Source organism: Agreia sp. VKM Ac-1783, from assembly GCF_900177765.1.
Classification (GTDB): domain Bacteria; phylum Actinomycetota; class Actinomycetes; order Actinomycetales; family Microbacteriaceae; genus Agreia.
In genome coordinates this window covers 1-24,532 of the sequence record NZ_FXWI01000001.1, presented here as the reverse complement: position 1 = coordinate 24,532, position 24,532 = coordinate 1, and the positions used below count along the sequence as shown (strand labels likewise).

General features: G+C 64.4%; 21 protein-coding genes. 7 read left to right on the top strand and 14 right to left on the bottom strand.

What is annotated here, in order from left to right; translation table 11 throughout:
* The first annotated feature begins 31 nt into the window (after positions 1-31).
* Positions 32-2,113, top strand: coding sequence for a cytochrome c oxidase assembly protein (locus tag CCK87_RS00105; protein ID WP_086459504.1), 2,082 nt, complete (start codon positions 32-34; stop codon positions 2,111-2,113).
* Positions 2,110-4,377 carry a heavy metal translocating P-type ATPase gene (locus tag CCK87_RS00100; protein ID WP_086459503.1) on the top strand — a complete coding sequence of 756 codons (2,268 nt, stop codon included), beginning with the start codon at positions 2,110-2,112 and terminating at the stop codon, positions 4,375-4,377. Before CCK87_RS00105 ends, CCK87_RS00100 begins: the two co-directional genes overlap by 4 nt.
* Here the strand turns inward: CCK87_RS00100 and CCK87_RS00095 are convergent, their stop codons facing one another.
* The 7 genes from CCK87_RS00095 to CCK87_RS00065 form a co-directional block, all read right to left on the bottom strand.
* Positions 4,378-5,217, bottom strand: coding sequence for a M56 family metallopeptidase (locus CCK87_RS00095; protein ID WP_086459502.1), 840 nt, complete (start codon positions 5,215-5,217; stop codon positions 4,378-4,380).
* Positions 5,214-5,588: a BlaI/MecI/CopY family transcriptional regulator gene (locus tag CCK87_RS00090; RefSeq protein WP_170927081.1), complete on the bottom strand. Its 375-nt coding sequence runs from the start codon at positions 5,586-5,588 to the stop codon at positions 5,214-5,216. Before CCK87_RS00090 ends, CCK87_RS00095 begins: the two co-directional genes overlap by 4 nt.
* 83 nt (positions 5,589-5,671) lie before the next feature.
* The gene (locus CCK87_RS00085) at positions 5,672-6,817 is read right to left on the bottom strand and encodes an FAD-binding oxidoreductase (RefSeq protein WP_170927080.1); all 1,146 of its coding nucleotides are present in this window, start codon (positions 6,815-6,817) and stop codon (positions 5,672-5,674) included.
* A gap of 71 nt (positions 6,818-6,888) precedes the next feature.
* Complete coding sequence (locus CCK87_RS00080) at positions 6,889-7,587, bottom strand: DJ-1/PfpI family protein (RefSeq protein ID WP_086459499.1); 699 nt, start codon at positions 7,585-7,587, stop codon at positions 6,889-6,891.
* 59 nt (positions 7,588-7,646) lie between these two features.
* Positions 7,647-9,173, bottom strand: coding sequence for an amidohydrolase family protein (locus CCK87_RS00075; RefSeq protein WP_212638173.1), 1,527 nt, complete (start codon positions 9,171-9,173; stop codon positions 7,647-7,649).
* Positions 9,174-9,236: 63 nt separating this feature from the next.
* Entirely contained in the window at positions 9,237-10,298 is a 1,062-nt protein-coding gene (locus tag CCK87_RS00070) for a Glu/Leu/Phe/Val dehydrogenase family protein (RefSeq protein WP_086459498.1), read from the bottom strand.
* Positions 10,276-10,662 carry a hypothetical protein gene (locus CCK87_RS00065; RefSeq protein ID WP_170927079.1) on the bottom strand — a complete coding sequence of 129 codons (387 nt, stop codon included), beginning with the start codon at positions 10,660-10,662 and terminating at the stop codon, positions 10,276-10,278. Before CCK87_RS00065 ends, CCK87_RS00070 begins: the two co-directional genes overlap by 23 nt.
* On the opposite strand from CCK87_RS00065, the gene CCK87_RS00060 reads away from it, so the two are divergent.
* From CCK87_RS00060 to CCK87_RS00050, 3 genes are all read left to right on the top strand, one after another.
* Positions 10,633-11,148: an Lrp/AsnC family transcriptional regulator gene (locus tag CCK87_RS00060; RefSeq protein WP_249273638.1), complete on the top strand. Its 516-nt coding sequence runs from the start codon at positions 10,633-10,635 to the stop codon at positions 11,146-11,148. The two genes, CCK87_RS00065 and CCK87_RS00060, sit on opposite strands and share 30 nt — an antisense overlap.
* A 158-nt stretch (positions 11,149-11,306) precedes the next feature.
* Positions 11,307-12,419: an amidohydrolase family protein gene (locus tag CCK87_RS00055; protein WP_170927078.1), complete on the top strand. Its 1,113-nt coding sequence runs from the start codon at positions 11,307-11,309 to the stop codon at positions 12,417-12,419.
* 13 nt (positions 12,420-12,432) lie between these two features.
* The gene (locus CCK87_RS00050; RefSeq protein ID WP_212638172.1) at positions 12,433-13,041 is read left to right on the top strand and encodes a cupin domain-containing protein; all 609 of its coding nucleotides are present in this window, start codon (positions 12,433-12,435) and stop codon (positions 13,039-13,041) included.
* A gap of 2 nt (positions 13,042-13,043) precedes the next feature.
* Here the strand turns inward: CCK87_RS00050 and CCK87_RS00045 are convergent, their stop codons facing one another.
* From CCK87_RS00045 to CCK87_RS00015, 7 genes are all read right to left on the bottom strand, one after another.
* A complete protein-coding gene (locus CCK87_RS00045; protein ID WP_086459495.1) occupies positions 13,044-14,723 on the bottom strand; it encodes a thiamine pyrophosphate-binding protein in 1,680 nt (559 codons plus the stop codon).
* A 117-nt stretch (positions 14,724-14,840) separates the two neighbouring features.
* Entirely contained in the window at positions 14,841-15,806 is a 966-nt protein-coding gene (locus tag CCK87_RS00040; protein ID WP_170927077.1) for an alpha/beta hydrolase, read from the bottom strand.
* Positions 15,807-15,891: 85 nt separating this feature from the next.
* Positions 15,892-16,851, bottom strand: a complete 960-nt coding sequence (locus tag CCK87_RS00035) for an alpha/beta hydrolase (protein WP_086459493.1) — start codon at positions 16,849-16,851, stop codon at positions 15,892-15,894.
* Positions 16,848-17,663: an ATP-binding cassette domain-containing protein gene (locus tag CCK87_RS00030; protein ID WP_086459492.1), complete on the bottom strand. Its 816-nt coding sequence runs from the start codon at positions 17,661-17,663 to the stop codon at positions 16,848-16,850. Before CCK87_RS00030 ends, CCK87_RS00035 begins: the two co-directional genes overlap by 4 nt.
* A complete protein-coding gene (locus tag CCK87_RS00025) occupies positions 17,660-19,525 on the bottom strand; it encodes a dipeptide/oligopeptide/nickel ABC transporter permease/ATP-binding protein (protein WP_086459491.1) in 1,866 nt (621 codons plus the stop codon). The genes CCK87_RS00030 and CCK87_RS00025 overlap by 4 nt, the downstream gene beginning before the upstream one ends.
* Complete coding sequence (locus tag CCK87_RS00020) at positions 19,522-20,463, bottom strand: ABC transporter permease (protein ID WP_086459490.1); 942 nt, start codon at positions 20,461-20,463, stop codon at positions 19,522-19,524. Before CCK87_RS00020 ends, CCK87_RS00025 begins: the two co-directional genes overlap by 4 nt.
* Before the next feature lie 54 nt (positions 20,464-20,517).
* On the bottom strand, positions 20,518-21,942 hold the full coding sequence (locus CCK87_RS00015; protein ID WP_170927076.1) for an ABC transporter substrate-binding protein: 1,425 nt from the start codon (positions 21,940-21,942) through the stop codon (positions 20,518-20,520).
* A 381-nt stretch (positions 21,943-22,323) separates the two neighbouring features.
* On the opposite strand from CCK87_RS00015, the gene CCK87_RS00010 reads away from it, so the two are divergent.
* The gene (locus tag CCK87_RS00010) at positions 22,324-23,919 is read left to right on the top strand and encodes a PucR family transcriptional regulator (RefSeq protein ID WP_140162728.1); all 1,596 of its coding nucleotides are present in this window, start codon (positions 22,324-22,326) and stop codon (positions 23,917-23,919) included.
* Positions 23,920-24,158: 239 nt separating this feature from the next.
* Positions 24,159-24,532 (top strand): MFS transporter (locus CCK87_RS00005; RefSeq protein WP_249273637.1); only part of this gene is annotated, 374 nt, incomplete at its 3' end.

Sequence of the window (24,532 nt, the reverse complement as noted above, 5' to 3'; positions counted from 1 at the left end):
CTTTGCTCTACAACATGTAGAGTGATGCTTGATGATTGATGCAGGAGTGTCCCCACCCGTGTCACGGTCGAGGCTCACAGGCATCGGACTCACCGCCGCGACCTTGCTCTCGGCAGCGATCGTGCTCACGACGGTGATTCTTCTCGGCAGCTCCGGCTACGACGCGGTGAACCGAAACTACCCCGGCATCGCCACGTCGACAACGAGCGCATTGCTCCGTTTGACGGCCGAACTCGCCGGCGCCCTCTGCATCGGCGCCCTTTCCGTGACCGCCTTCGTCGTACCGCGACAAGGCCGTGGCCGGCTCGAGGTCGTGAACGGCGCCGACCTGGCGCTCGTGCGCTGGAGTGCCGGCGTCTGGGCGATCGCAGCGACCGCGCTTATCTTCGTGGACTCGGCCGACGCCAACGGGGTCCCCTTGTCCCGACTACTCGAACCGGGCAAGCTCGGTGACCTCGCTCAGGCGTCGTACCTTCCCGGTGCGTGGACCGTGTCGGCGCTTCTGGCCTTCGTCATCTTCTGCGCGGCGAACGTCGTCCGAACCTGGATGGCGACCGCTGCCATGGTGGCACTGTCAGCCGTAGCACTCCTCCCTCCGGTGCTCGTGACTCAGGTTCTCGTGGGACCGAATCACGATCTCGGCGGCGATGCTGCGGTTCTGGCGACTCCAGCGTTGGCGCTCTGGGCGGGGGCGACCGCCGTGATGGCTCTCGGCTGGACGAGCGGCCGCACGTCTTCTGCTGTCGCCCAGAAGCGATTTGTGCGCCTGAGCATCGGCTGCGCAACCGTCACCGCCGCCGGCCAGGTGGTCATCGCCGCATTCGAGTTGGCTGGCGACGTGCCGTTCGCCTCTCGCACCGGATGGCTGTTCCTCGCCGTCTTCGGCATCCTGGCAGCGCTTGCAGCCCTGGGTTTCATCTGGCGCCCCGGCACAAAAGGTCCGGATGCCGCCCGGCCAGCTCCCACGGGTGCTGAAGCCCCGCGGGTGCTCATCGCGGCATCTATTCTGTTTGCGATTCTTCTCGGCGCACTTGTCGCCATGACTCGAATACCCCCGCCCCAATATTTTGTGCCGACCTCGATCATGCAATTGTTTCTCGGCTTCGATGTGACGCCGGCACCGACGCTGGGCGTTCTCGCCACCGACTGGCGACTCAACATCCTCTTCGCCGTCATCTCGATCCTCGCAGTAAGCCTCTACCTCGTCGCGGTCGTGCGACTCAGGCGCCGCGGCGACTCCTGGCCGCTGGGAAGAACGGTCACCTGGGTTGCGGGGTGGTCGGTCATCGTTCTCACCACCTCATCGGGGCTAGGCCGGTACTCGACCGTGTCATTCAGCCTGCACATGGTTCTGCATATGAGCCTGAACATGCTCGGTCCACTCCTTCTCGTGATGGGCGGCGCGGTCACTTTGGCACTCAGGGCTATTCCTCCGCGCCGCCGTGGTGAGGCCGCCGGAGTGCACGAGTGGCTCACGGGCCTTCTGATCTGGTCGGTCACCCGCTCGATGTACAACCCGCTCTGGGTGTTCATCACTTTTGTGGGCAGCTACTACCTCATATACCTCACCCCCATTTTTCAAGAGGCGATGCGGTACCACTGGTCGCACCAGCTGATGAACCTTCATTTTCTGGTGGGCGGCTATCTCTTCTACGGCCTCGTCATCGGAGTCGACCATCCACCCCGCCCGCTTCCGCACATCGGAAAGCTCGGCCTTGTGCTTGCGGCTATGCCGTTCCACGCGTTCTTCGGCGTGGTCGTGATGACGTCGAGCACGATCATCGCGGAGACCTTCTACCAGTACATCGACGCCCCGTGGATGACGGATCTGGCCGGAGACCAATACCTCGGGGGAGGAATCGCGTGGTCTGCCGGCGAACTGCCTCTGATCGTGGTGGTCATCGCCCTCGTGACTCAATGGTCGAAGCAGGATTCGCGATCCGCTAAGCGCACCGATCGTCATCTCGACAGCGGCCTCGACGACAGCTTCGACGCCTACAACGAGATGCTCACGGAACTGGCCAAGCGCGCCGTCGGACACGCTGCGCCAGCGTCCGCGTCCGCATCACGCCCATCGGAATCGCAGAAAGTCGACCAAGGAGAACAGCGATGACCACCACACCGGCGCCACACACATCGACATCCAGCGACGAGTATCTCGAGCTCGATGTCGGGGGGATGACCTGCTCTGCCTGCTCGAGCGCAGTCGAACGCAAGCTGAACAAGCTCGACGGAGTCACTGCCTCAGTGAACTTCGCGACGGAGCGGGCACTTGTCACAGGCATCCCGCCGGAGCGCGCACAGCTAGCGATCGATGCGGTGAGACGGGCCGGATACTCTGCCGCCGTTCGATCAGGTGACGACGACAGCTGGTCTCTCCGGGCGACCGAGATGCGCATATCATCACTTCGTCGCCGGCTGGCCGTTGCTGCGCTTCTGACGATTCCGCTATGCGATCTCACGATCCTTCTCGCTCTCGTGCCCGGTTTTCGGTTCCAAGGCTGGCAGGCGGTCTGCGTCCTCCTCGCCCTGCCGATCGTCACGTGGGCAGCCTGGCCGTTCCATAGGGCAACCGTTCGTGGCCTCCGCCGCGGAACAGCGAGCATGGACACGCTGGTGTCTCTCGGCAGCATCGTCTCATTCGGGTGGGCCGTCTACACCCTGCTCTTCGCACCCAGCGACAGCCCCGGCTATTGGCTGGGGTTCGGAGTCACGCCCGCCGGTGCAGACTCCATCTACCTCGACGTCGCCGCCGGCATGATCACGTTCCAGCTCGGGGGCCGCTACTTCGAAACGCGCTCCCGTCGCCGTGCGGGCGATGTATTGAACGCGATCGGCAACCTCGCCGTGCGCACAGCTCGCCTGCGGCTTCCCGATGGAACCGAGGAGGTCGTGCCGAGTACCTCTCTGCGCATCGATGACGTGGTCGTCGTTCTGCCGGGTGAACGGATGCCTGTGGACGGCGAGATCGTCGAGGGGCGCTCCACGCTCGACACCAGCTCCATGACCGGCGAGTCGGCCCCGACGGAGGTTGAGGTCGGCCACGCGGTCATCGGTGGCACCACGAATATCGCAGGACGCCTCTGTGTGCGCGCCACCGCCGTCGGCGCTCACACGCGTCTTGCCCAGATGGCTGCTCTCACCGAAGACGCGCAGCGCCGCAAGGCTCGCGCCCAAACCGTGGCCGACAAGATCTCCTCCATCTTCGTGCCGGTCGTCATCGCGCTGGCGATCATGATCACGGCCATCTGGATTGTGAACGAAACAGAGCCCGGCAGAGCCGTCGGCATCGGTATTGCTGTGCTGATCATCGCCTGCCCGTGTGCGCTGGGGCTTGCGACGCCCACAGCGCTCATGGTGGGAATCGGCAGAGGAGGCCAGCTCGGCATTCTGATCAAGGGGCAGGATGCCCTGGAGGCCAGCGGCGTCATCGATACCGTCGTCTTCGATAAGACCGGCACGCTCACGACAGGACAGATGAAGGTTGAGCGGATCATTGCGATCGGCACGGTCGACGTCGATGACGCGCTTCGTATCGCGGGCGCTCTCGAGACGGGCTCCGAGCATCCGGTCGGCCGCTCGATCGTGGAGCATGCGAGGACCCGACACGCCGAGCTGCCCGGGGTCGCCGACTTTCGCGCACTGACCGGCATGGGCGCATCCGGCGTCGTCGACGGCAGGTCGTGCGTCATCGGCAACCAGCGACTGCTTGCCGAGAGCGGCGTCGTCCTCGACGACGCCGCGGAAGCGGCCCTCGACGAAGTGCTGTCCTCGGGCGCGTCTGCAATCACTCTCTCCGTCGACGGCACAGCGGTCGTCGTGCTGGCGGTCACCGATACTCTCAAGGAAAGCGCAGAGCCCGCCGTGGCGACCCTGAGATCCCTCGGACTGCGCACCGTGCTGCTCACCGGAGATGCTGCGAGGATTGCCGAATCCATAGGTCGACAGGTCGGCGTCGACCGGGTCATCGCCGAGGTGCTGCCGGCTGACAAGGTGCGTGTGATCGACGAGCTGAAGGCATCCGGACACCGGGTTGCAATGGTCGGAGACGGGATCAACGACTCCGCCGCCCTCGCCGCCGCCGACCTTGGCATGGCGATGGTTCAGGGAACGGACATCGCCATGAAGGCCGCCGACATCATCCTCGTACGCGACGATCTGCGGGTGGTCGTCGACGCCGTGCTGCTGTCGCGCAAGACGCTGCGCACTATACGCGGCAATCTCGTCTGGGCTTTCGGCTATAACATCGCCGCGATTCCCATTGCCGCCCTGGGCTTTCTCAACCCGCTGATCGCAGCGGCCGCAATGGCACTGTCTTCGGTGTTGGTGATCTCCAACAGCCTTCGCCTTCGCACCTTCGGCGCATCCCGTCGTTGATCAGTCGGCGAGGGTGGCGAGCGTACGACGAACGCGCGCGGACGAGCTGAGACTTCCGCGGGGAGGCCGGGCCGCGATACGACGAGCGCGCAGCTTCATCGCTTCGTCATCGCTGAGTTGTGCCGTGGCCAGGAGCGCATTCGCGGTATTCACGGCGCCGACCTGTCTGGCCGCCTCGTCGTCTGCTATGAGTTCGACGAGGAGTCCGGTCGTGCGATTCAGCTGTCGAGCCGCGGGGAGCATGGGCAGACACACCCGGTTCAGATAGGCGATTCGGCTCACCAGGCGATGGTGCTGCACGAGATGAGCTCTTTCATGTTCGATCACGGCACGAAGCTGGGAAGCCGAAAGCGCGCGTGTGAGGCACGAGGAAACGACGATCCGCGATTCCCGCCCCGACAGACTAAGCGCGATCGGGGCACTCGACTTCACGACGACGACATCGAAGCCGTGAACCTGCTGGCACGTCGATGTCGACTGTGCGGCGAGCCGGCTGAACTCTGCTTGAAGTCGTCGATCGTCACGGCCGATGGGTTCGGTATAGGTGAACAAGAGCGCCAGCAGGCCTCCGACCACGGCCAGGCCCACCCAACCGAAGAAGACCAAGACTGTCGGCTCGAACCAATTCGACAGCTGCCCCGGGCGTTGCGCCACAGCAGCGAGAATCGACACCGCCAGGCTCGCCGCCAAGCAGAGCACTCCTAACAGGAGGGCGGTATGCCATGCTGCCAACGCCAGACGCGGCCATCTCGTTCGCCATGCCCCATACGAGAGAATGACGGGCGCCGCGACTGTGAGAATGATGGCCGCCAGGATCAGGCTGCCGACGAGGCCGATCATTCTGAGGGCTCGTCAGTTCCCAGCACCGAGCGCAGAAGCTCGATGTCCTGACGGTCGAGCTCCCCCGCGAACTGCAGCAACGCCGCTCCCCTGTCGCTGCTCGCGCTGAGCGCAGAGACCATTGCGTCAGCGGTGAAGCTCGATTCGGGAGCTGAGGCAGCAAAGACGAAGCCGTTGGCGCCGTTGGAAATCTTGGTCACGGTCGTCTTTTTCACAAGGCGATCGAGCACCGTCAGCATCGTCGTGAGAGCCGGAGCGGCACCGGCCGGAAAGTCATCCATGATCTGCCGCGCGGAAAGCGGACGCTCGGCGCTCCAGAGGATTCTCAATACAGAGGTCTCAAGCTCTCCCCGATTGCGCCTGACGGCCATGCACACCTCCTTTCCTGCGATTCTAAGGCGCAATCGAGGAGCCAGCTGGCATGGCACGAATGGCCGCACTCTAGCGATGAGCATCAGGCGAAGCGGTTCGGAGTCATGCTCTCGAACGCCTGCTGGTCGTCTCCGGTCAGCGGGCTCGCCTCGCGAAGGATGGCCGCGGCAGCCAGAATCGAGATCGCCGCAGAGGTCTGGATACCGTATCCGCCCTGTCCGGCAAGCCAGAAGAACCCGTCGGAGTCGTGATCGAAACCCACCGCAGGCACATCATCACGCGTGACGGTTCGAAGTCCTGTCCAGGCTTCGCTGGCTCCCGCTACCTCAAACGAGGTCAGCGCGTTGAGCCTCGCGAGGGTTCGCTCGATGACGTCCTCTCTTGGGCGTGCGTCCTCTGCGAGGCTCGCCTCGTCCTCGAGTGGTGAGGCAAGAACCTGACGCCCGTGCGGCCTGAAATAGAGCGACCCGGCTGCGTCGTAGATCATCGGCCACATCGGCCCGACCGGAGTGCCGGTGGGCGCTGTAAGGATCACCGTGCGGCGCAGGGGGGCGAGGCCCAGAGGCCGCGACCCGGCCAGAGCGGCGACATCATCCGCCCACGCCCCGGCAGCATTGACGATGATCGGAGCGGTGACAGTTCCGGCCGTCGTTGTGAGCCGATAGCTGGAGCCGACCCTGGCCACCGCGGTCAGTTTCGCCCGGGACACGAACTCGACCCCGTGCGCCTGCGCGCGTTTCGCATATCTCGTGAGAAGGAGCTTGACCTTCACCTCGCTTGCGTCATCGTCTGCCGCGACCTCGCGAACGAGTCCAGGAAGGAGTCCCGGTACGGCATCCTCGACCTCGGAGTGGCTCGTCAGGCGCAACCCCGTGCCCTCGCTCGCCATTTGCGAGACTTTGGACGAGTCATCCAACCCGATGACGTACAGAATTCGAGACGAGAGGACGGGAGCGGGAGCGTTCTCGTCGAGCCGACGGAGGATACTCAGAGTGGTGCTCGTCAGCTGCCGGACCGCGGGCGGGCCGTAGCTGGGCTGCACCTGCTGCGCAGAGCGACTGCTCGTGTGCCGGAACAGCGCGTCGTCTGCTTCGAGCAGGACTACTCGAGCTCGATCGCCGATCTCGGCGGCCAGGGAGACTCCCGCGATTCCACCTCCCACGATGACGACATCGGCGGTCGGGGGGACTTCTGACGAGGTGGCGGGGCTGGCCATATCGGTGTACATGGCAGCTATTGCACCAAGGGCTGAGCCTCTAAACATCGTCGGATTGGACAACGATGTTCACTTCGATTGGTTCAGTTGTCCGTGCCGTTCACGTTTGCTACTGCGCGTGCCACGGCACCCGCACGATACGCCCGCATGGGCGCGATGCGCTCAAGGTAAGGCTCGAGAACCTCCTTCGGCGCCGTGTCGGGCGATCCTGAAGTGAACGGCGGGGCCGGGTTGTACTCGAGCCTGAGCTGAACAGCCTCAGCAGTCGGACGATCGAAGATCTCCGCGACCAGAGTCAATGCGAAGTCGATGCCCGCGGTCACGCCGCCTCCCGTCACACGGTTGCGGTCGACACACACACGGGTCTTGACCGGGATCGCTCCGAACGGTTCCAAGCTGTCGATCGCCGTCCAGTGGGTCGTCGCCCGGTATCCCGAGAGAAGTCCGGCGGCTCCGAGGATCAGCGCACCCGTACATACGGAGGTGATGTAGCGGGCGCCCTCGGCCTGGGCGCGGAGGAAGTCGAGAACCTCAACATCGTTGAGCATCTCGTCCGCGCCATACCCACCCGGGACACAGATCACGTCGAGCTGAGGACACTCGGCAAAGGTGGTGGTGGGCAGGATCTTCATCACGGCGTCGGACTGCACCGGCTCGAGATCCTTCCACACCAGATGGACTGTCACGCCCGGTACCGACGTGAACACCTGCAGCGGTCCGGTGAGATCGAGCTGCGTGACGTCCGGGAATACGAGAAGACCGATAGTGAGCGGCGTGGACATGAATTGCCTCCTGGGTGGGTACTGGGTGGGGAACAAGTACTGGTGGGGGTGCCGTTGCACTAGCGCACGACGCTACGAATCGCGCGACCTGCACGGCTCGCGGCAATGGCGATGCCATCGCGGACGACGAAGGTGCCCGCCACGAGCACGTGCCTGAATCCGGTCGACGGTCTCGTGGTCTCGAAGGTGGAGCGATCAGAGATGGTCTGGGGATCGAAGATCGCGAGATCGGCGTCGGCGCCCACTTGCACGCGACCCTTCTTCTTCATTGCGGGAACCGAGTCTTCGAGGATGGATGCAGGGGCGTACGTGACCCTCCTGAGCGCATCCTCGAGGGTGAGCACGCCGAGCTCCCGAACGAGCCACCCGAAGGTGCGCGCAAAGCATCCGGCGCTGCGAGGATGCGTGAGGGCACCTTCCGGGGGCGGCCACTCGTTGTACACCCGGTGAGGTCCGTGTGTGAGCGGCATCGAGTCGGAGGCGATGACCCCGCCGGGCATGGTGAGCCCGCGGATGAGCATCGCCAGCTGCGTTGGATCATCGGTGTCCAGGAAATCTATGATGCACATGCCGCCTGGATCCATCTGCCGCAACTCGACCAGCCGATCCAGGGAGGCGATGCGCTCGCCCGTGGGAAGGTACTTGATCGAGCGCGTCGTGATCCCCAACCTGTCGAGTTTGTCGGGTTCGAAGAACGCGGCCCCGACTCCCGTCGAACCGGCCGCGTAGGGGTAGGCCTCCGTGGTGACACGGGTGCCGCGCGCTTGAGCGATCTCCACCGCCAGCCCGACGTCGTCGATGCGTTGCAGGGAGGTGCTGTTGATGTGGCAGATGTGCAGCGCTGCGCCCGTTCCCGCCGCCGCACCGATGATTTCGAGAGCTCCGTCCAGCGACGAGCCCGGTTCGATGTTGGACATCTGTCGGGAGTGGGTGAATGCGGGTACGCTCAACCGCTCCGCCAGTTGAGCGGTGCGGTAGAACTCCTCGCGACCCGACAGAGGGGAATAGCCGAGGAGCACACCGATACCGATGCCGCCCTCATGAACCCCCTGCTCGACACGATCCAAGATCGCGTCGACCTCCCGATCGCTTGCGGGGGTGTTCCACCTCGCTCGCGTCTGGTTCTCCTCGAACACGTGAATCGGCTCCGGCAGAGGGTCTGCGGTGTTCTCATCAGGCAGCTTCACATCGTCGAGAACCTGCATCCGGGCCAGCGCCCAGGATGACGAGAAGCCGAAGTTGATGGGTCGCCCCTCGGCTTCGGCCCGCTCGTACACCACCGACACGGGCAGAGCGCCGGCCTCGAGGTCGAGCGCTGTCGTGACGCCGTCGAGAGCTTGCAACAAGAGGCCCGTAGGGGACTGCGCGTGGCTGTGCATGTCAATGAACCCGGGCGCTACTACCAAGCCAGCGACGTCGACGATCAACTCCGACGGCGGGCGCCCCGAACCGATGTAACTGATCGAGCCATCGCAAAGACCGACGTTGCGCACGGCGTCGAGGCCGGTCTCAGGATCGATGACCCTTCCTCCGACGAAGAGCGTCTGGCACGGACGCTCCGGGAAATCGCCATCAGGTGTCAGCACGGCTATCAAGTTACCTTTCGAGGACGGACGCAATCTTGTTCGGGAATCCACAATTGCTACACGTTAGCTGTGCGAACGGCCAATCGCATCGGCCAACCGCGCAGCAGCGATCCCCTCGGCCGCGGCGAGGGGCGTGATGCCCTTCTCGTCGGCATCTCGGAACGCCGCTCGGAGCGTGTCACCGATGCCTCGCACACGATCGTCGATGATCGACCGGTCAGCGCCTTCCGCCGCCATAGTCAGGTAGATGACTCCCCCCGCATTGACGACGAAGTCGGGCGCGTAGAGAATCCCCCGCTCGGCCAGACGATCAGCGCCCTCCCTGTGGGCAAGCGGGTTGTTGGCCGGGCCGACGACGGCGCGAACGGGTAGCGCATCGATCACATCATCGGTGAGGACTCCTCCCAAGGCGGCAGGAACGAACACGTGCGCCCGGGTCACCAGCACCTCCTCGATGGAGACCCATTGTGCGCCGAGTTCGTCTGCCAGAGCTCGGCACGCGGGATTCACATCGGCCACAATCAGCTGCGCACCATCGGCGGCGAGCAGCTTGGCAAGGCGACCACCCACTTGACCGAGGCCGGAGATCGTTATCGTCTTGCCTACAATGCCGGGGGCTCCCATCGCCTCGAGCGTGGCGCCGATGCTCGCGTAGACGCCGAGGGCGGTGTCGTGGGCCGGGTTTCCGGTGCCACCGCCCTGTGCCGGCAAGCCCACCACATGCGGGGTGCGCTCGGCCACGACACCCATATCCGCCTCGTTGGTTCCGACATCTTCGGCCGTGCGGTATCGACCGTCGAACGTTTCGACGAGGTCACCCAGGTCGAGCAGGGCATTCCGTCGTCGCTGCGGATCGAGGACCTCGCCCCGTCGGAGCGCGATCACAGATTTTCCTCCGCCAGCGTTGAGGCCCGCCGCAGCGTTCTTGAGGGTCATAGCCGACGACAGACGCAAAGCGTCTACGACTCCGTCGAGCCAGCTGTCGTAGTTCCACAAACGGCAGCCGCCGAGCGCGGGGCCGAGCCGGCTCGAATGCAAGGCAACGGTTATCGTCGCGCCCGAGCGCTCTCCCACCACGGTTGTCACACGTTCATGGTCGAAATCAGGCAGTCCTGGGTATGTCATTTCTGTTCTTTCGTCGTGGGGAGAGTTCTAGCGGATCGAGTAGACGCACACGCAGCACCGGCACAATGCGGTTCAACCTCTTACTGAGCAGATCGCAGCGACCGTTCGCAACGACGTCCATCAGGACCTGACGGCTCTTCGTGGCGGTGACTTTCGAGAAGCGCAGCCTCTCCAGCGAGAAGGGAGGTGTTGAGACCACGCGCACGATGAGGCCGAGGGCCGTCGAATCGTCGCTGACGATGATCTCAACGGTTGTCACATCCGCGGCGTTCATGCATAAATTGTCGTTGTGACCGTTCAAGATATGGAATAGTCGTTCGACATAATGATCGATTTGATCGATGATCTGCAGACGTTGGGACATGCCGTGGCGAATATGGCCAAAAGGATCGATGAAGCGAGCCAGAGAGTCATACTCGCTCTCGACGTGGAACCCCGGGCGACGGTCGGGTGGCTGTCCGAGCGCCTACGCCTTGCCCGTGGCACAGTGCAGGCACGGATCTCACTTCTATTCGGCGAGGGAGTTCTTCGCCTGACCAGCACGCTCGTGCGACCAGAGTCGCTCGGGTATGGCACGCGAGCCTTCGTCACCGCAGAGGTGGGCCAGAGTGAATTCGAGAAAGCCATGAAAGAACTGTTGACCATTCCTGAAGTTCTTGAATGTAACGCGGTGTCCGGGGAGACAGACCTCATCTGCCACGTCGTGGCGATCGACGCGGATGACCTCTACCGGGTGGGCCAGCGAATTCTCGGCTGCACGGGCATCCGACGGACCTCGACGTCGATCATCCTCAAGGAGTTGATCCCCTATCGAACCGCCCAACTCCTGCGAAGCAAGACTTCCGTATAATTCAGTAGATAACCGTGCACTATAGTGAATATTTTATGATCACTCACCAGCTCCAACGACAACCCTCAGCACGCTGGCTCGTGCGGAATGGTCGAATCTTCGACGGTAACGATGGGCGCACAACTGACGCTGGTCGATCGATCCTCGTCGATCATGGAGTGATCGGATGGATCGGCCCCGATGCTGAGGCTCCTCCCGTCGACATCGTGATCGATGCTGCAGCCGGAACGATTATGCCCGGCCTGATCAACTCGCACGTGCACCTCGCCAACGATGGAGCAGCCGACCTCGGCGCCCAGGTGCGCAGCGACTCGACGGCGACGGCGGCATACCGTGCGGCCGCGAACGCGCTCATCACGCTGAACGCAGGAATCACGACGGTGAAGGACTGCGGGGCCGCCGACAACGTGGTGATCGATCTCGGCCGCGCGATCGACACGGGCATCGTCCCCGGTCCCCGCGTCGTCGCTGCCGGCCGCGTCATCACCATGACCGGCGGACATTGCTACTTCATGGGCGTCGAGGCGGATGGAGTCGACGCCGTGCGGACGGCTGTCCGCGGGCAGCTCAAGGAGGGAGCGAGCTTCATCAAAGCCATGGCGACCGGCGGAGTGCTCACATCGGAGGTCAAGCCCACGCAGACGGCGCTGCTGCGAGAGGAGCTCGCGGTGATCGTGCAGGAGGCGCACAATGCGGGCCGTCGAGTATCGACTCACGCGATCGGCCGAGAGGGCATCGAGAACGCAATTCTTGCAGGCGTAGACACGATCGAACACGGATTCCACCTGGACGCGGCCCTTTTCGACCTCGCGCTCGATCGAGGCACCTACCTCGTCCCCACCCTCGCGGCGATCGGCAATATTGTCGCCGAGGGCGCGAACGGCACGATCCCGTCGTGGATCGTCGACAAGGCCAGAGCGGAGGAGGACCGCAGCATCTCGATGTTCCGAGCCGCGGTCGAAGCGGGAGTGAACATCGCGGCGGGCACGGATGCGGGCACACCATTCAACCCGCACGATGGGCTCGTCGACGAGATTATCGCCATGGTGAGGATCGGGCTCACCCCGGCGCGAGCGCTTCTCTCCGCTACGCGCGACGGTGCCGTGAACGCGGGCCTGCACGCAACAACCGGAACGCTCGAGGTCGGTAAGGCCGCCGACCTCATCATCGTTGACGGGGATCCTCTCGAGGACATCACCGCGCTTCGCGCGATTCGTTTCGTGGCTAAGGCAGGCACGGTCTACCGCAACGATCTAGCCCTGCAAGCGTGAGCGTGAGGACGAGATGAGCGAGATGAGCGACGAGCCAGAGCTATCCGCGACGCAGGACCCTACAGAAGCCCCTCAGGAGCTCGGAGACATCGTGCGGTCGCTGCGGTCGGCCTCCGGCATGAGCCTCAACGCCCTTGCCGGCGCTGCCGGCGTAAGCTCCGGGATCCTCAGCCAGATCGAGCGCGGCAACGGCAATCCCTCCTACAGCACCCTGATCAAACTCGCCCAGGCCCTGGGGGTAGGCGTCGGCGAATTCTTCGGTGGCCCAGACCCCCAGCCCCAGCATGTCGAACTGGTTCGTGCGGGATCCCACCGTCGACTCCTGTTGTCTGAGCGCGATCTGGTCTACGAACTCCTCACGCCGAGTCTGAACGGCCAGCTCGGAATGATCCGCGCCGAAATCGGCGCGGGCTGGAGCAACGAATCGGCGCCGTTCCGCCACGACGGCGAGGAGTGCGTGATCATCGTCGAGGGTGAATTGATCGTCGTAGTGGGAGACGAGAGGCACGAACTCGCCGCGGGTGACACGATCACCTACGACGCGTCGATACCGCACTGGTACGCGAACGCCACCACCGCGGCGGCCGTCCTGATCGGCGCCATGACCCCGCCATCGTTCTGAGCTCAGTGCTTGTTGACCTCCGAGATGCCACGCGCGAGCACCTCCAGTAGACGAGGAGCGTCGTACTTGGGAAGAACCACCCGGATGAAAGCGCCGCGATCGGCGGCGCGGGCTCTGGACAGTGCTGTCTGCAGCTCGGCCGAAGTACTGGCGCTGAGCACGGAGATATCGTCGGCGCCGAATGCAGCCGGCACGAGATCCCAGTTCCAGCGCACGATGTCCTGATAGCGCGCATCCGGGCTCTGGATCTTCCGTTCGACCGTATAGCCGTCGTTGTCGAGGAGGAAGACCACGGGATTGCGACCGTATGCGTAGAGGTGACCCAACTCCTGAATCGTGAGTTGAGCCGATCCGTCTCCGATGAACAGCACGGGGCGGCGATCGGGACGTGCGAGCATGGCGCCGAAAATGGCGGGCAGAGTGAACCCGATCGACGACCAGATCGGCTGGCCCATCAGGTCGCTGCGCTCGGGGAGGTCGAGATCCAACACGCCATAGAATGCCGTCCCCGCCTCGGCTGCAATGGTCGTGTCGGGTTCAAGCCAGTCTTGGATCTCGGGCCAGAACGAGTCGTGTGCGAGAGCCGAATCGCCTTCCACGGTCACGCGAGAAGCAGCGGCGACGGGCTCGATCACCGGCCCAACTTGAAGCGGGGCCAACTCCGCGGCGTGACGTAGGGCGCGCACCGCGTCGTCAAGACGAACGCCCGGGTAGACAGCATGCCCGATGCGCGCATGATCGAGCGCCAGCTCGACAGCAGACGCGGGGTCGTAGCCATGCGTGAAGAATCCCGTCGTGAAGTCGCTGAACGCCGTGCCGATCATCACGAGGTGTTCCGCGTCGTCCACGCGTGCACGCGATTCGGCGTTGCGCGTCGTGGCCCCGAGGTAGGTGCCCAGACTGGACGGGTGACTCTCATCAAGGATCGCCTTCGAGCCGCTCTGCGAGGCGATGCTGATGCCGGGGAGTTCGGCGAGTTCAGCAACATCGCGCTCGATCCCGCGTCTGTGGATGTCTGGACCCGCCAGGACCACGAGCGATCGAGCGTCCGCGAATTCGCGCGAGAGCGCCACCGCGAAGGCCGAAAGAGCATGCGGGTCGCTTGCCAGCGGCGCGAGCGGAACGTCGAGCGATCGGGCCGAGACGGGGGCCTTCGCCACATCGAGAGGCACCCCGAGGTAGACGGGCTTGCTCGCCGAGATCATGGCCACGAGCAGTCGATCGATCTCGCCGGCCGCGGTGGCCTCGTCGATGATGGCATCGGCCACGGTCACCTCGCGGAACATCCGAACGAAGTGTCCGTAGTCGCCGTCGAGGAGAGTGTGGTGGAGAGGAGCGCTGGAGTCCATCGACGCACGCGCGGGCAGGCCACCGATGTGGATGACCGGCACGTGCTCGGCGAAGCTGCCGGCGATGCCATTGAGCGCAGAGAGCTCGCCGACACCGAACGTGGTGACGAGCGCGCCCGCGCACCTGCCGACTCGTGCGTAGCCATCGGCCGAGTACGCGGCGTTCAGCTCGTTGGATGAACCGACCCACTCGATTCCTTCGACAGTGGCCATCTCGTCGAGAAGGTTGAGATTGAAGTCGCCTGGCAGGCCGAAGACGTGGCGCACGCCGAGCTGCAGGAGACGGGTGGCGAGGTACTGGCCTACAGAGACAAAGCCATCAGTGATCGTCATGAGGTCGATTTCACCACCGGCGTGACTGCGGCGAAATAGAGCGCTCCGCTCTCGGTCGGAATGATCAAGTGCTCGGCGGCACAGACGTGATTGTCCTCCATAGTGACCGACTCGGCCTTAGAGCGGCGCGGCGGGGTTGCGGCGCAGGCCGCGCACGGCCTCCGTGACCATCCCCCGCCATGCCCGCGACGAGGGCGACACAGAAGCGAGCTGAGGCGAGAAGTGCACCTGCCCGCCGAAGACCACCGACACGCACGTGACACCCGCGAGCCGCAAGCGATCGGCGTAGGCCTCGCCCGACGGACGGATGACGTCGAATTCAGCCGACAGGATCAGAGCGGGCGGCAGGCCCTCGACCGAGGGCGTGTCTGCCGGCGAGACGTAGGGATCGTCGGCCGGTACTCCGTCTGGAAGATAGAACTTCTGGAACTCGAGGAAGGTCTCGAGGTCGGCGTCGGTGAACTCGGCAGGCGGGCTGGCGCTCAGTGACAGTGCGAGGTCGATGCCGGGCACCTCGAGTATCTGCAGGCGCACGAGTGGTGTTCCGCTGTCCCGGTCCATGAGTGCCACCCCTGCCGCAATGGCGCCGCCTGAGGAGATGCCTCCTACTGCGAGTCGCGTGGGGTCGATGCCGTACGCGTGCCCGCTTTCCGCCATCCATCGCAGCACCGCCGCGCCCTCGTTCAGGGCCACAGGGTAGGGATATTCGGGGGCAAGCGCGTAGTCGATCTCGACGACGACGGCATTCGCCTCAACGGCGAGCTGGCGGCAGATGGAGAGCATGTCCTCGGTGTCGTATGAACGCATCCAGAAGGCGCCGCCGAAGAAGTACAGCACCGACGGCAGGGCTTCGGCGGTTCCGGACGGACGGAAGATCCGGATCGGGATCTCGCGATGCTCACCTGCGACCGTGAGGTCGGTGATCTCCACCGCATCCCACCGCGGATCGCGCGGGAGGCTCGTCATGAACTGCTGCAGGTCGTCGGCGACGATGTCGCGACGCTGGGCCGGGGTTAGCGCCGGATCCGAAGGCTGCTGGGCCAGGGACGACAGTGTGTCGAGGGCGATCGGGTCGATGTGCATGGTGTCCTCTTTCTTGGGACGAGGCGGATGATGTCGGGATGGTTTAAGGGGTTGCGCTACAGCTTCGGAAGACGGCCGGTCCGTGTCAGCGTCCGACCATGTCGCGCAGCACTGCCGATACCTCCTCGTGCCACAGCCGGGCCTGCCGCACTCGCCCGGTGATTCCCGGTGTGCCGTGCAGCATCCCCGAGTGCCGCGTCGAGGAGACATCGACGCCGGCCTCGCGCAAGGCGACGACGTACTTCTCTGCGCCAGCAGCGATGAGGTCGTACTCCGCAGTCATCACGTGCGTCGGGGGCAGACCCTCGAACGATCCTGCGATCGGCGACAGGTACGGGCTGTCCAAGGACTGACCCGGCGCATAGAACGCCGCCACGCCGGCCAGATCCAAGCTTCCGACGATGTCAGCGCCTTCCCCCGACCACTCGAGAGCGCCCCGAAAATCGACCAACGGCACTTCGAGGATCTGACCTGCGAGCCGTGGCCCTCCTCTGTCTCGAGTGAGCTGACTGAGTGCGGCCGCGAGATTGCCGCCCGCGGAGACTCCTCCGATGACCAGGCGATCGGGATCGACCCCGAGACTGTCGTGGTTCTCGTGCACCCACGTCAGCGCCGTGAATGCGTCTTCAAGACCGGCGGGGAAGGGATGCTCGGGCGCCAGCCGGTAGTCCACGTCGAAGAGAGACACTCCCGCTTCCGCCGCACGCTGAGAAGCCAATGCTCGATTGATCGATTCGTCGATGCTCCCGAGCCAGAAGGCTCCGCCATGAAGAAGCAGGTATCCCGGCAGAACACCCCTCACACGGTTCGGCCGGTACTGCCGCACCCGGATCTCACCTCCGTGCACCGAGACCAGATGATCCTCGACGGACACATCCCAGTCAGCGTGGAGGCCGAATTCTGCAAACAGCTGGTCGCTCAGATCTCTATTCGACGCACGCCCTGCTTCGCTCGGTGCATCGTCGTCGAGACCGAGGGCCGACGAGAGTTCCTCGTTCCGTGAGAGCCACTCACGAATCGCTTCCTCCAGCACGACGCGGCTCATGGCGCAGTCCGCTCTCGTCGACGCGCTTGCTGGATACGGGGATCAGGCGAGGGGGCAGCAGCGAGGAGCGCCTGGGTGTACTCAGCGGTTGGAGCATGCACGACATCGCGGGCAGATCCCTCCTCGACGACCACTCCCCTGTGCATCACTGCGACGCGATCTGCCATGTGCTCCACGACAGCCATGTCGTGAGTGATGAAGAGATAGCTCACGCCGAGACGATGCTGGAGGTCGAGCAGCAGATTTAGAATCTGAGCTTGAATGGAGAGATCCAGCGCGCTGACAGCCTCGTCGCATACGACAAGTTCGGGCTCGACGAGCAACGCTCGGGCGATGGCGATGCGCTGACGCTGCCCGCCCGAGAAGTCGCGAGGATAGCGCTTCGCCGCATCGGCTGGCAGTCCAACGACTTCGAGCCACTCTTCCACGCGTGCTGTTGCCGCGGCGCCGCTCGCGATCCGATGGGCGACGAGCGGCTCGAGAAGAGTCGCGCCGACGGGCTTGGCGGGGTTCAGTGAGCCGTAGGGGTTCTGGAAAATGACCTGGATGTTCTTGGTCAGTTCGCGACGACGGGCCGCCGAGGCACCGACCAGCTCCTCGCCATCGAAACGGATGCTGCCGCTCGAGACGGGCGCGAACCCCAGGATGGCATCCCCCAGCGTCGATTTGCCCGAGCCGCTCTCCCCCACGATGCCGAGAGTCTTGCCTCGGGAAATGGAGATCGATACCCCGTCATTGGCCAGCAGCGGGGGATGACGGAAACCCCGTCGGTAGGACACCGTCAGGTCAGTCACCTCGAGTAATTTGCTCATGCCTCACCTACCAGTGCGTCAATACGGATACATCGGCTGCCGCGGTCGGGCTCGGGAAGCACGAACGGTATGGGGGCCTCGCGGCAGGCGTCCGTCGCCAACGCGCACCTGCTCGCGAAGTGACAGCCCTTCGGCCACGCCGTCGGCGGCGGAACCTGACCCGGGATGCTCGGCAGCGGTTCCCCTGGCACCGCGCCATGCGGATTTGCCGCGATCAGCGCACGGGTATAGGGGTGCAGGGGCCGCTCGTACAGCTCGACCACCGCGGCCTCTTCCACGACTTCCCCCGCGTACATCACGGCCGCGCGATCGCAGACGTCCGCGAGCACGCCCCAGTCGTGCGTGACGAGCACGAGAGCCATTCCGAATCGATGGCGGAGTTCGACGAGCAGATCGAGAATCTGCTGCTGCACAGTCACGTCGAGGGCAGTTGTCGGCTCATCGGCGATCAGAAGCTTCGGCCGTCCGGCCAGCGCCAGAGCGATGCCGATGCGTTGCGCCATTCCGCCGGAGAGCTCGTGGGGATACTTCCGCAGCACCGCCGCCGGGTCGTGGATGCCGACAAGTTCCAGCAGCTCGACAGCGCGCTCTTCGCTCGCCCGCCGCGAGGATCTGTCGTGACGGCGAATCACCTCCCGGAGTTGGGAGCCGATGGTGAAGACAGGATCGAGAGTGTTCATCGGCTCCTGCGGAATGAGCCCGATGCCCGATCCTCGTAAGCGCGCCAAAGCGGAGCGTCCGAGCGTGCCGAGACTGACACCGTCGAAAGTGATCGAGCCTCCGAGAACACGGCCGCCGGAACCCAGCAGTCCGATCAGCGCTCTCGCCGTGACGGTCTTGCCGCTGCCGGATTCGCCCACGATGCCGAGCGCCTCGCCGCGCATGACGTCGAAGTTCACGTTACGCACGACAATGGTCGTGTCGGAGCCGCGACCGAAACCGACCGAGAGGTCGCGCACGCTGAGAAGTGCGGAGTCGTTTGTCTCGGGCACATCCCTGTCTGGGAGTGCTGCGCGGGCTCCGGTGTTGCGCGCCGGTGCCCTGCCATCGCGTGACATCGAGTCGCGCACACCGTCGCCGACGAGTCCGAGGCACAACACGACGAGAGCGATGGTAGCCCCCGGCGGCACCAGCAACCACGGGTAACGGGTCAGGGCCTGCGAGGCATCACTGATCATCGAGCCCCAACTCGGGTCGGGGGCCTTCACCGAGAACCCGAGGAACGCCAGTCCGCTCTCGACGAGTACAGCAGAGGCCGCGAACAGCGAAACCTGCACGATCACCGGCCCCCAGACGTTCGGGAGTATGTGTCGCCACAGCACCTTGCCATGGCTCAATCCGGAAGCGCGCGCTGCCTTGACGTACAGTTCGCCGCTGGCGGCGAGCGTGGTGGCGCGCACGACCCGGAAGAGCCCGCCGAAGCCGAGAACGCCCAGGGTCACCATGGCCACCACGAGGTTCTGGCTGAACACCGACAGCACGACGAGAAGGATGATGATCACCGGCACCGCGTACAGTACTTCGACGATCTTTGTCAGAACCACGTCGAGCACACCGCGAACGTAGCCCGCGAGCATTCCGAGGGTGAGGCCGAAGACCAAGAACACCAACACCGCGACGAGCGAGCCAGAGAGCGTCACCTGCCCACCGAACAGCAGTCGACTCAAGATGTCACGACCCAGGGTGTCCGCACCGAGGAGGTGAGCAGGGGTGGGCAGGGAGTTCGCCGCCGCAAGGTCCTGAGCGATGGGATCGTAGGGCGCCAGTACGTCGGCGAACAGACACGCGAGCACCACGACCACAAGGAAGACAAGAGCGGCGACCGCCAGCGGTTTGCGCAGAAAAGCGCGTACGGAATTCATGCGAGTCTCGCCTTCGGATTGAGCAGGCCGTTGATGATGTCGACGACGAGGTTCGTGAGCACCACGACGAGTGCGAACACCAGTGCCACCCCCTCCACGATGGGGATGTCATGCGAAGCCGTCGCCTGCACGATGAGACCGCCGAGTCCCGGAAGCGCGAAGACGTTCTCGACAAGCACGGTTCCACTGAAGAGGCCCGTGAACAGGATTCCGAGGACCGTCGTGATCGGAATGGCCGCATTCTTGAGCACGTGCCTGAAGACGATCGAGCGCTCGGACAGTCCCTGCGCCCGCATGGCGTCGACGTAATCGAGACTCAGCTGCTTGCTCATCGCGTCGCGTGTCTGCTTCGCAATGAGGGCGACGCCCCCCACGCCGAGCGTGATGACGGGAAGTACCAGACTGCGCGCCCATTCAGAGGGCGAGCTGGCGAAGTCGACGTAGCCCGTTGCGGGGAATAAGGGGAGGGCGACCGCGAAGGCGGTCACGAGGATGAAGCCCAGCCAGAAAGGCGGAATCGATACCCCGAGGAGCGAGATCACGTCTGTCACTTTCGACAAGCGACCACGACCGCGGGCACTCGCGATGCCCAGCGCTATGCCCAAGACCGCCGAGAAGATCAGGCCCCCGACCACCAGGGCGAGCGTGGGAGCCAGGCGTCCACCGATGATGTCGGTCACGCTCTGCTGACTGTAGATGGACACGCCCAGATCTCCGTGAAGGGCACCACTCAGCCAGTTCCAATACCGAACCGGCAGGGGCTCGTCGAGGCCGAGCTGTAGCCGAAGGGCCTGATACTGCTCTTCTGTTCCGTTCTTGCCCAGGATGACCCGGGCCGCATCTCCGGGCGCGAGCGCGGTGAGCACGAAGGTGAGGGCAGATACAACGAAGAGGAGTAACGCTGAGGTACCCAGCCACCTCGCCAGGAGGCGAATCACGACGAAACTCCCTCGGAAAGGTGGCTGGACCTCATAATTGCTTGCTCCTCAGCTTCAGTCAGCGGGCTTGACGTCGATGATCGCGGCGCTGGGCGAGAGACCCGTCGTTGCGTTGAGCTCGGTCGAGTCGACCTTGTCCGACCAGTAGTAGCCGAGCGGGGCCCAGCCGACCGGAGCAAACCATGCGAGTTCGACGACGCGCTTCTGAAGCTTCTCGCTTACGCTCTGCACGTCGTCCGGTGCGGCGACAAGCAGCTGTCCGTAGAGATCGGTGAGCTGCGCGTCCTCACTGTGGAAGGCGTTGAAGAAGGCGGTCGGCAGGAACAGTCCAGGACCTTCGACCGAGAGCGGAAGGCTGCCGTACCCGATCGAGGCTGCCGGGAACTCGCCGGACGACATACGCGTCGCCCACTCACTGGTGTCTGCGATGCTCTCCATCTTCAGCGTGATGCCCACCTCTGCCAACTGGCCGGCGATCGCCTGCACCATTGTGTCGCCGTTGAAGAACGGTGTGGAGGCGACAGTGAACTCGAATCCGTCGGGGTAGCCGGCCTCGGCGAGCAGTTTGCGCGCTTTGTCTGGGTCGTAGGCGTAGTAGTCGTCGAGATCCTCCTGGAAGCCCGTATCCTGAGTGGTCTGCGTAGTGGGGTCGGCGAAGTCGCCGTAGAGCGCTTTTCCTACGGCATCGCGGTCGATCGCGAAGTTGATCGCCTGTCGAACGCGAACGTCACCGAGGGCGGGCACCAGGGTGCCGGCTCGGTCGAGCAGGTTGAGGCCTGTGAACACGTTCGGCACGGAATGCACGTTCATGCCTGCGGCCTCGGCGTCCGCTGCGGTGGTGTAGTCGAACGGAGCGATATCGATCTGTCCCGACTTCATCGAGTTCAGGATCGAACTCTGGTTCGCGATGACCTTGATCGTGACTTTGTCCCAGTGCACGTTCTCGGCATCCCAGTAAGTGGGGTTCGCGGTGTACACGTAGTGGTCACCCGTGACAGTCGCAGCCTTGTCGAGAACATAGGGGCCGGCTCCGTGAGTAGTCGTGCCGAGCGACGCGGGATCGGCGAGGCCGTCGGGGCTGATCACATCAGCGAGGCCTGTACCGAACTGGCTGAAGAAGAACTCGACGTTGGGCACCGGGCTGGCCAAGGAGACCTGGACGGTCATGTCGTCGACGGCAGTGAAGGTCGCGCCGCTGAGCCAGGTGGAGGGAGTGGCGCCCGCGGACTGCACATAGTTCAGGTGATCGACGACGCCTTGAGCGGTCAGCTTGCCGCCATCCGAGAACTCGACGCCATCGCGCAGCTTGAGCTGGAAGGTGGTGTTGCCGTCACCGATGTATCCCCACTCCGTGGCCAGACCCGGTCGCAGCGTTCCGTCGGAACCGCGGATGATGAGGGGCGTGTACGCCAGGTCGGCGAAGTAGGTGAGGCCGGGGTCGAGCAGTGCAGGGTCGAGCGAGGCGGGGCTCGTCTGCATGCCGATTGTGAGTTCCTTGGAACTGGAGGTCGAGGGTGCCCCGCTACAACCTGCGAGGGTGAGTGCTGCTACAGCGAGTGAGACCCCAAGGGCCAGCGCTCGACGAGCATGTGACGAGAACATGGCTGTCATGATTTCAGCTTTCGTAGGTGAAGGGTGAGCGTCCGTGATACATCTGCTGGAGACGCCCGTGGGATCCGGCGAACCCTTGGAGTAGAAGGTATCCGGCGCGAAACACCGTCACTATGTTGCGTTCACCAGAAAGTACGGCCCGGCTATGTCCGGTTCACCAAGCCTCCTCACCCGTCGATCGGATCGTCCGCTTGTACACTCGAGCACGAAGCCGGGAGTCATTCACGGCGTCGGAGAGCGTGGTGTTTCGTGGCAGTTGTCCTGGGAGAGATGCTCGGCGAGCTCGGACCGTCGGTCCTCGAACTCGTCGCCGGCAGGATCGCCGCTTCCGCGCCCGTCGCGGACATCCACTACTACGACCCCGTGGAATCCATCGAAGCGGCTGAGGGCACCGTCCTCCTCTGCCCGGGTGTGGGCGGTGCGACGGCCCTCGCCGAACTGCTCGCAGAGGCGAGCCTCCGCGGGGTCATCGCGGTGATCGTGCGCAGCGCGGCCGCAGCACCCCGCGAGGCTGTGCGTGAGGCCGTCGAGGGCGGCATCGCCGTGTTCGAGCTCGCCGAGGGGTACACCTGGCGGCAACTCATCGTCTCCGTGCACCAGATCCTCGGTGACGCGCTGTCGCCGGGGCAGACCACGGGCCGACAGGGTGGAGTGGACCTCTTCGCGCTCGCCAACGCCGTCTCCCAGATGGTCGACGCACCCGTCACGATCGAGGATCTGGGATCGAAGATCCTGGCCTTCTCGGATGACCAGAACCGGGCGGACGAAGCCCGCAAGGCCACCGTGCTCGCTCGCCAGGTGTCACAGCACAACACCGACTTCCTCCGTTCCGAAGGGTACTTCAAACGCATCTACGGGCGTGACGAGGTGGTGCACGTTCCGACCGAGGGCGTCGGTGGCACAATCCCCCGCGCGGTCGTGCGCCTTCATCACAAGGGCCACACCCTGGGGTCGATCTGGGCAGCCACTGCGGCTGGGCCGAGCGCAGAATTGCACGAGGCCCTGCTGAGGGGTGCCGCGATGATCGCTCCCAACGTCGCCGAGCTTGCTGCGGTGGAACGCGCAGCCCAGGGTGGTGCAACGGCCCAGGTACTCAGCCTCATGCGGGGCGGGCCGGCCGCGCGCGAGGAAGCATTCAAACTCGGGATCACCCGGTCCCGGTGGGTAGTCGTGGTCATCGCCTCGCAGGAGCCGGGCGCCATGGACACCGCCATGCGCGAGGCGGCCCTCGTCTTCGGCTCGCACATGCAGGCCACCTTCCCCAAGGCGCGCAGTGCGCTCGTCGACGGTCACGTCTACGCTGTGGTACCGCTCGGCAAGAACGGCGACATCACCGTTACATCGACCGTGCAGATGTTCGTACAGAAGTGGAGCGCTCAGGCGCTTCTGGCTGTCATCGGCGATACCGTGGCAGACGCCGCCGACACCCCAGACAGCCGGAGGTCGGCCGACCAGGCGCTGAGAGCGTTCCTCCTGCAGTCGGCCCGACCACAGCCAACCGTACCGCTGCTCGTGCACGCAACCGAGCTTCAAGACGCGGTGCTTCTGCAGCGCCTCACCGACATCATGGCGGCCGAGCATGTGCAGCCGACCGGCCCTTTGGATCGCCTGATCACATACGACGCTCGTCACGACACCGACCTGGTCGACACGCTCAGGGCGTGGCTCGACGCGTTCGGCGATGTGTCAGCGGCCTCGGTGTCGCTACACGTCCATGCCAATACCTTCCGGTACCGTCTGCGCCGAGTCGCTGAGATCGGCGGGATCGATCTGGGCAACAGCGAGTCCAGATTCTCCCTCATGCTCCAGTTGCGCACCTTCCAGCACTCTTCCAAACGCGAATGATCGACTCGGCGAGGCGACTTGGAGCCGCACACCTTGTCAGATGCTCGCACGCCGAAAGATTTGGGGAAATGCACTGACGGTCGAAGTCAGAAATAGATTATGGTCGTTGTCTGGCCGATTCTGATCGGAGCGGTTGACTGAGCGCTTTGCGCGGTCGATCCGAGGCTCGAAACCTCCGGCGCCCTCATCTAGCCCCGGAGATTTTTTCTATGTCTATGCCCTCGCGGCCTGTGTCCGCAATGTCCGCCTCTCCCCAGCGCTGGTGGGCGCTCGTCGTTCTCGCGCTCACTCAGCTCGTCGTGGTGCTCGACGGCACCATCGTCAACATCGCTCTCCCGCAGGCCCAGCAGGAGCTCGGCCTCAGTGACGTAGAGCGCCAGTGGGTTATCACCGCCTACGCCCTGGCATTCGGTGCTCTGCTGCTGCTCGGCGGCCGAGTTGCCGACTACTGGGGCCGCAAGCGCACCTTCCTCGTGGGCATGCTCGGCTTCGGTATCGCCTCCGCTATCGGTGGTATGGCCCAGAACGGCACCGAACTCATCATCGCGCGCGGACTGCAAGGCGTGTTCGCAGCGCTCCTCGCCCCGGCCGCCCTGGCCCTGCTGACGGTGAC

Bases quoted from the DNA above. Each gene is read 5' to 3' on its own strand.
- CCK87_RS00015 (WP_170927076.1), bottom strand. From the start codon at position 21,942: ATGCAGACGAGCCCCGCCTCGCTCGACCCTGCACTGCTCGACCCCGGC.
- CCK87_RS00100 (WP_086459503.1), top strand. From the start codon at position 2,110: ATGACCACCACACCGGCGCCACACACATCGACATCCAGCGACGAGTAT.
- CCK87_RS00050 (WP_212638172.1), top strand. From the start codon at position 12,433: ATGAGCGAGATGAGCGACGAGCCAGAGCTATCCGCGACGCAGGACCCT.
- CCK87_RS00085 (WP_170927080.1), bottom strand. From the start codon at position 6,817: ATGTACACCGATATGGCCAGCCCCGCCACCTCGTCAGAAGTCCCCCCG.
- CCK87_RS00035 (WP_086459493.1), bottom strand. From the start codon at position 16,851: ATGAGCCGCGTCGTGCTGGAGGAAGCGATTCGTGAGTGGCTCTCACGG.
- CCK87_RS00025 (WP_086459491.1), bottom strand. From the start codon at position 19,525: ATGAATTCCGTACGCGCTTTTCTGCGCAAACCGCTGGCGGTCGCCGCT.
- CCK87_RS00095 (WP_086459502.1), bottom strand. From the start codon at position 5,217: ATGATCGGCCTCGTCGGCAGCCTGATCCTGGCGGCCATCATTCTCACA.
- CCK87_RS00030 (WP_086459492.1), bottom strand. From the start codon at position 17,663: ATGAGCAAATTACTCGAGGTGACTGACCTGACGGTGTCCTACCGACGG.
- CCK87_RS00105 (WP_086459504.1), top strand. From the start codon at position 32: ATGATTGATGCAGGAGTGTCCCCACCCGTGTCACGGTCGAGGCTCACA.
- CCK87_RS00040 (WP_170927077.1), bottom strand. From the start codon at position 15,806: ATGCACATCGACCCGATCGCCCTCGACACACTGTCGTCCCTGGCCCAG.
- CCK87_RS00045 (WP_086459495.1), bottom strand. From the start codon at position 14,723: ATGACGATCACTGATGGCTTTGTCTCTGTAGGCCAGTACCTCGCCACC.
- CCK87_RS00070 (WP_086459498.1), bottom strand. From the start codon at position 10,298: ATGACATACCCAGGACTGCCTGATTTCGACCATGAACGTGTGACAACC.
- CCK87_RS00080 (WP_086459499.1), bottom strand. From the start codon at position 7,587: ATGTCCACGCCGCTCACTATCGGTCTTCTCGTATTCCCGGACGTCACG.
- CCK87_RS00065 (WP_170927079.1), bottom strand. From the start codon at position 10,662: ATGTCCCAACGTCTGCAGATCATCGATCAAATCGATCATTATGTCGAA.
- CCK87_RS00090 (WP_170927081.1), bottom strand. From the start codon at position 5,588: ATGGCCGTCAGGCGCAATCGGGGAGAGCTTGAGACCTCTGTATTGAGA.